Origin of the sequence: Chitinophaga sp. (assembly GCF_036569125.1) — a bacterium.
In the GTDB taxonomy this organism is placed as follows: domain Bacteria; phylum Bacteroidota; class Bacteroidia; order Chitinophagales; family Chitinophagaceae; genus Chitinophaga.
In genome coordinates, this window is the sequence record NZ_DATCRF010000188.1 from 1 (window position 1) to 4,724 (window position 4,724).

7 protein-coding genes are annotated in these 4,724 nt (G+C 47.5%); 3 read left to right on the plus strand and 4 right to left on the minus strand.

Annotated elements, in window-relative coordinates; genetic code table 11:
* The coding region (locus VIM87_RS06765) for a cytochrome c (RefSeq protein ID WP_331996244.1) at positions 1–227 on the plus strand (227 nt) is incomplete at its 5' end.
* Between the two features lie 7 nt (positions 228–234).
* Complete coding sequence (locus VIM87_RS06770; RefSeq protein WP_331996245.1) at positions 235–402, plus strand: hypothetical protein; 168 nt, start codon at positions 235–237, stop codon at positions 400–402.
* Between the two features lie 119 nt (positions 403–521).
* Here VIM87_RS06770 and VIM87_RS06775 read toward each other — a convergent pair whose 3' ends face one another.
* The 3 genes from VIM87_RS06775 to VIM87_RS06785 all read right to left on the minus strand — a co-directional run bounded on the left by VIM87_RS06775 (position 522) and on the right by VIM87_RS06785 (position 3,775).
* Positions 522–2,375, minus strand: a complete 1,854-nt coding sequence (locus VIM87_RS06775) for a PAS domain S-box protein (RefSeq protein ID WP_331996246.1) — start codon at positions 2,373–2,375, stop codon at positions 522–524.
* A 39-nt stretch (positions 2,376–2,414) separates the two neighbouring features.
* Positions 2,415–2,780 carry a response regulator gene (locus tag VIM87_RS06780; RefSeq protein WP_331996247.1) on the minus strand — a complete coding sequence of 122 codons (366 nt, stop codon included), beginning with the start codon at positions 2,778–2,780 and terminating at the stop codon, positions 2,415–2,417.
* A gap of 122 nt (positions 2,781–2,902) precedes the next feature.
* Positions 2,903–3,775: an SdiA-regulated domain-containing protein gene (locus tag VIM87_RS06785; protein ID WP_331996248.1), complete on the minus strand. Its 873-nt coding sequence runs from the start codon at positions 3,773–3,775 to the stop codon at positions 2,903–2,905.
* Between the two features lie 102 nt (positions 3,776–3,877).
* Between VIM87_RS06785 and VIM87_RS06790 the strand changes: the two genes are divergently transcribed.
* Positions 3,878–4,003, plus strand: a complete 126-nt coding sequence (locus VIM87_RS06790; protein ID WP_331996249.1) for a hypothetical protein — start codon at positions 3,878–3,880, stop codon at positions 4,001–4,003.
* A 181-nt stretch (positions 4,004–4,184) separates the two neighbouring features.
* Here the strand turns inward: VIM87_RS06790 and VIM87_RS06795 are convergent.
* Positions 4,185–4,724 (minus strand): T9SS type A sorting domain-containing protein (locus VIM87_RS06795; RefSeq protein WP_331996250.1); only part of this gene is annotated, 540 nt, incomplete at its 5' end.

The window sequence follows — 4,724 nt, forward strand, 5'->3', positions numbered from 1 at the left end:
CCTTATTCCAGGCTAACTGCAGCTCCTGCCACAAACCTTATGAAAAGCTGGTTGGCCCGCCCATGACCGAAATGGTGAGCATTTACCATGATAACGAAGCAGGGCTTAAAAGCTGGATCAAGGCTCCCGGTAAAAAACGCCCGGGATATCCTCAGATGCCCGGCTTCCCGCAGCTATCTGAAACGGATCTGGGAGAGCTGACAAAATATATTCTTTCAATTAAATAGCTATCATATGTGGACCACCATCTTTATCATTGCGATCATACTGCTCATTTTCATCATTCTCAGGCAGCTGATCATCAGCAGCACTACCATCCAGCTCTTATCAAAAGAACCTTCCCTGTTACAGGATAAAGCTAAAGAAGAGGATGAATATTTATTTGTCAGGGGACTCTATTGAACTTTAAGTTTCACGCAGCATATTGAGGGCCACATGGATGAAATAATGTGCGTGGCTTTCGGCCTCATTCATAACGATCAATTCCGGGCATGTTGATGAAGTCCTGGAAACTTCAGCCGTTAACTATACGGCAGGGTGAAATAGAATGTAGCCCCTTTACCAGGCACGCTTTCAACCCCTATCGTTCCCATGTGCTGATGAATGATCGCTGCAGAAATATATAACCCAAGGCCGAATCCTTCGCGCTTCTGGGCCTTACCGGCCACCCGGTAGTACCGGTCAAACAGATATGGCTGCGCTTCTTCCGGAATACCCGGTCCCGTGTCCTGTACCCTCACCATCACTCCTTCCAGTTTGTCTTCTGTACTGATAAGGATCTCACCTTCCGGAGGGGAATACTTTATAGCATTGGACACGAAGTTAGTGACCACCTGGATGATCCTGTCCCGGTCCGCATGCACAAGTGCTATAGCCGCAGGTTCCCAGCGGATGCGGTGGCTGTGGGCTATGCGCTGGAATGGCTCGATCTGTTCGCTGATGGCACTGTTCAGATCAAAGGTTTCCGGATACAACCGCATTTTTCCTTCTGAGAGTGTGCTGGAATCCAGCAACATCTGAAGCAGCTTGATCAATCTATCAACTTGCCTATTGATCTTATTAAGGATAATCAGGCTTTCGGCCGCATTGGATTCCAGCAGCATTTCATGCAGCACCTCGGTATAAGTTTTTATCCCTGTTACGGGCGTTTTCAGCTCGTGGCTCGCCAAACTGATAAAATCATCTTTTTGCTTTTCCAGCAGCTTGCGGGATGTAATGTCATAGATAACACCGATCATCCGGGTTGGATGGTCACCTTCCTGCGCAATAATTCTGCCGTAGGTATTCACCCATCTGATCTCCCGGTTATCCGCCCGCACGATGCGGTATTCCGCCTGAAATATCATTAGCCCCTGCAACGCGGTATTCAATTGACCACGAACGGTATCCTGATCAGGCTGATAGATGAGGGAAAATAAAAGACCGGGGGATACCTGCTCTGCGTCAGCAGCCAGTCCAAACAACAGCCTTACTGTTTCGCTTATATCCACGGTATCCGCGCGGATGTCCCAGATCCATTCCCCCATCTCGGCCGACCGGACCGCCAGGCTTTTTCTTTCCTCAGCCAGCAGCAGCGCTTCTTCAGCCATCTTGCGGTCAGTGATGTTCCTTGCAATCTTTACATAGCCGTTTACCGGACCTTCCGTAAGCGGCGTCATAACCCCGCTCATGAAAAACCGCGCACCTTCTTTATGTAAGTGCCAGCGCTCGTCCACAGATCTTCCCGTAGTTCTTGCCACTTCGATCTCTACCATAGGGATACCGCCATGCCGGTCTTCAGGTGTGAATATAATTTCGGTGTGCAGGCCAACCGCTTCCTGCCGGCTGTAGCCAAACATCTTTTCGGCGCCTGAGCTCCAATCGAGAATAATGCCCTGCGGGTCAAGGGTGATGATAGCAAAATCAATAGCGGCCTCAATGATAGCGCGTAACCGGCTCTCCGAAGCAGCAAGCGCTTCCCTTGCCCTGTTGAGTTCTGTTACGTCCCTGGCCACAGTAGAAACACCGATAACCCGGAGCTCTGTATCAAGTACGGGCGACAGGGTGATCTCCAGCTCCAGGTTCTGGCCACCTTTGTGCAGGCGCAGTGTATGATAGACCGGAACCGTCTGTCCCGCGCGGATGGCATCGATACTTTGGCGTAGCGGTTCGAAGTCTTTCGGAAACATAACCATGTGCAGTGACCTGCCGATGGCTTCGGTGGCAGGATAACCATACAACCGCTCCGCCGACTTGTTCCAGCTCGTAATAATGCCTTCCAGGCTGATCGTAACAACAGAATCCTGCAGCGTATCAATAATAGAAGCGAGGAAAAATCTCGCCTGATCGTCCTGTATCAGCTGGTTGCCGGAAATATCTTGTTGGTATTCACTCATAAGGTAAGTTAAACAATAAAAAATGTGGCTATTAGCCGGTTATTTTGTAAGCACGCTTTGCAGTATTGACACTAACTCCTTCCTGGTAAAGGGTTTTGGCAGGAATGCGCTGGCGCCTGCTTCTTCAGAGGCAGCCTTTATACCAGCGTTGGCTGACATGATCACTACAGGTATTTCCCGGGTAACCGGGCCGGCCTTTAATTCCCGGCACAGGTCAAGTCCGTCTTCCTGGTCCAGCTGCCGGTCTATCAGGTATACATCCGGCGGAGGGCCTTCCCTCCTTTTAAAGGCTGAAATATTCAGCCACGTGCTTACATCATACCCTGCAAGTTTCAGTAACATTACTAATGCGTCATTCAAATCATTATCATCTTCGATCACGAAGACCTGCTTCGGCTGTTCCATATTCTGTTTAGCAATAGACGACTATAATTGGGCCATAATTATTCCGGCCCCCCAAACGCACAAACGGGCGCCGGAGTGCATAACATGGTTGATGTATTAGCAGCCATTGGAGACCGTGCATGCTAAAGCGCAACTTTTGCAATGATGCCGTTCCCTTTCTTATTGCCTTCGCTTGATATAAAAAGTTCATTTGAAGAACTGATAAACATCCCTTCCGGCTGGGGAAAGTCTTTCCGGTCAAGCTGAAATGCACGTTTTATGTTGCCGGTCTTGTCTAAAATGAACAGCCTTGAAGAGGGACCATCCAGCACATAAAACTCACCTGTTGACTGGTTGATGATTATCTCAGATGGCTTTATTTCTGACGCCTGCTTCTTTCCCCTTTTATTCTTCTTCTTTTTCTTACCTTCCTGGTCACCGGCAGCAGCGCCGCCGGACTCTGCTGAATTATACCCGGCCGAAAACGTTAACACCGGCTCTGTAGACATTTTCCGGGAACTAAGATCAAAGCTGTATATACCCTTCTTATCCTTTTGGGTAAGATCCTTTTCCTTAACAGCAATAAGCAAACGATTATTAGGCCTGTCATAAAATAAAGATTCAGCATCATTTTCTGCGCTTAATGGCAGATCATAGGTTTTCACTGATGCCTTGCCCTTTTGGGAGTCAACTTCATACAGGAAGCCATCGCTTCTTAACACATAATAAGTGTTGCCGGCCAACGCAAGTCCTTCATAGTCGCCGCTGCCGGCAAAAGGAATCTTGTTCTCCACCGACCTACTTACCAGGTTGTAGATATAAATCGAACCCTCATTGTCCTGTACGCAGGCCACCCGGTTACGGTCTACCCCGATTGTAGCTGAAACTTCCAATAATTCTCCCGGCAATTCCCATTTTTCCACAATTTTCGGTTGTGGGAGGCCGGCAGGCTGCGCTGCCTGATCACAAGAAATGCTTAATGCTGCGTATAAATGCAAGTACAGATACAGTTTCATAATTGATAGCTTGAGATAAACACTCATTACTACCAAATATCGTGCTGCTTGTAATTGCTTAAATGGTATGTGTTTGCCAAATATATGCCGAAAGCGGCCGGCATGAAAAGATTTGGCGCTAAAGAGGTTATTGCAGCAGATACTGTTGAGAAATTAAAACCCTGGAAAGGCGGGCTTGATTATATGCTCTCAACGGTTCCCAATGTTATTGATGCTACAACCATTTAAGCAAATGGAATTGTTTCACCCGGAAAAATTTGAAATTATGCACAAAGACAACAAGCAATTTTCAGCCGGCGAATTGGGGCAGATTGACCATGCAGACAACCTTAAATTGCCGGAGCTTGGTTTATAAATGATAAAGAGGCCGACTAAAAAGCCGGCCTCCTTAAATCAATTTAAGATTATTCTATCGTTTCATTAGTTTGTATTTTTCCACGATTGCCTGGCCATCTCTGACCTCGATCATGTAAACTCCGGATGGCAAGGAAGTAATATTCAATGATATCCTGTTAAAGCCTTTCACAACAGATGTTTTGTTACTGTATAAATTTCTCCCGAACAAATCAAGAACATTGACTGTTACCGATTTCGAAACAGAAGCATTTAATTCAAGCCGTATAAGCCCCTCTGTGGGATTGGGGTATATTTTTCCATTAAGGGGCTTATTTTCTTTTATTGCTTCCAAAGGAGGTGCAAAAACGACCCTTGCTCCGCTGCAACCGCTGGAAGTTGTGGCCTGGGCGCTGGTAACATAAGTGCCGTTGGTGATAGTACCGCTATAAGCGGTTCCCATTTCCGCAGTGGCCGTTGACGGATTGGTGTTGTCATCCAGTGGCCAATATACAACCAGGTGGGCAATATTGGGATGGCAGCTGCCGAGCAGTTTGTCTTTCCAGGCTCCGATGGTAGCCGCTGAAAGTACGGTATCCCATACACGTACCTCATC

Coding starts and splice junctions, on each gene's coding strand:
- VIM87_RS06770 (WP_331996245.1), top strand. CDS start 235: ATGTGGACCACCATCTTTATCATTGCGATCATACTGCTCATTTTCATC.
- VIM87_RS06775 (WP_331996246.1), bottom strand. CDS start 2,375: ATGAGTGAATACCAACAAGATATTTCCGGCAACCAGCTGATACAGGAC.
- VIM87_RS06780 (WP_331996247.1), bottom strand. CDS start 2,780: ATGGAACAGCCGAAGCAGGTCTTCGTGATCGAAGATGATAATGATTTG.
- VIM87_RS06785 (WP_331996248.1), bottom strand. CDS start 3,775: ATGAAACTGTATCTGTACTTGCATTTATACGCAGCATTAAGCATTTCT.
- VIM87_RS06790 (WP_331996249.1), top strand. CDS start 3,878: ATGAAAAGATTTGGCGCTAAAGAGGTTATTGCAGCAGATACTGTTGAG.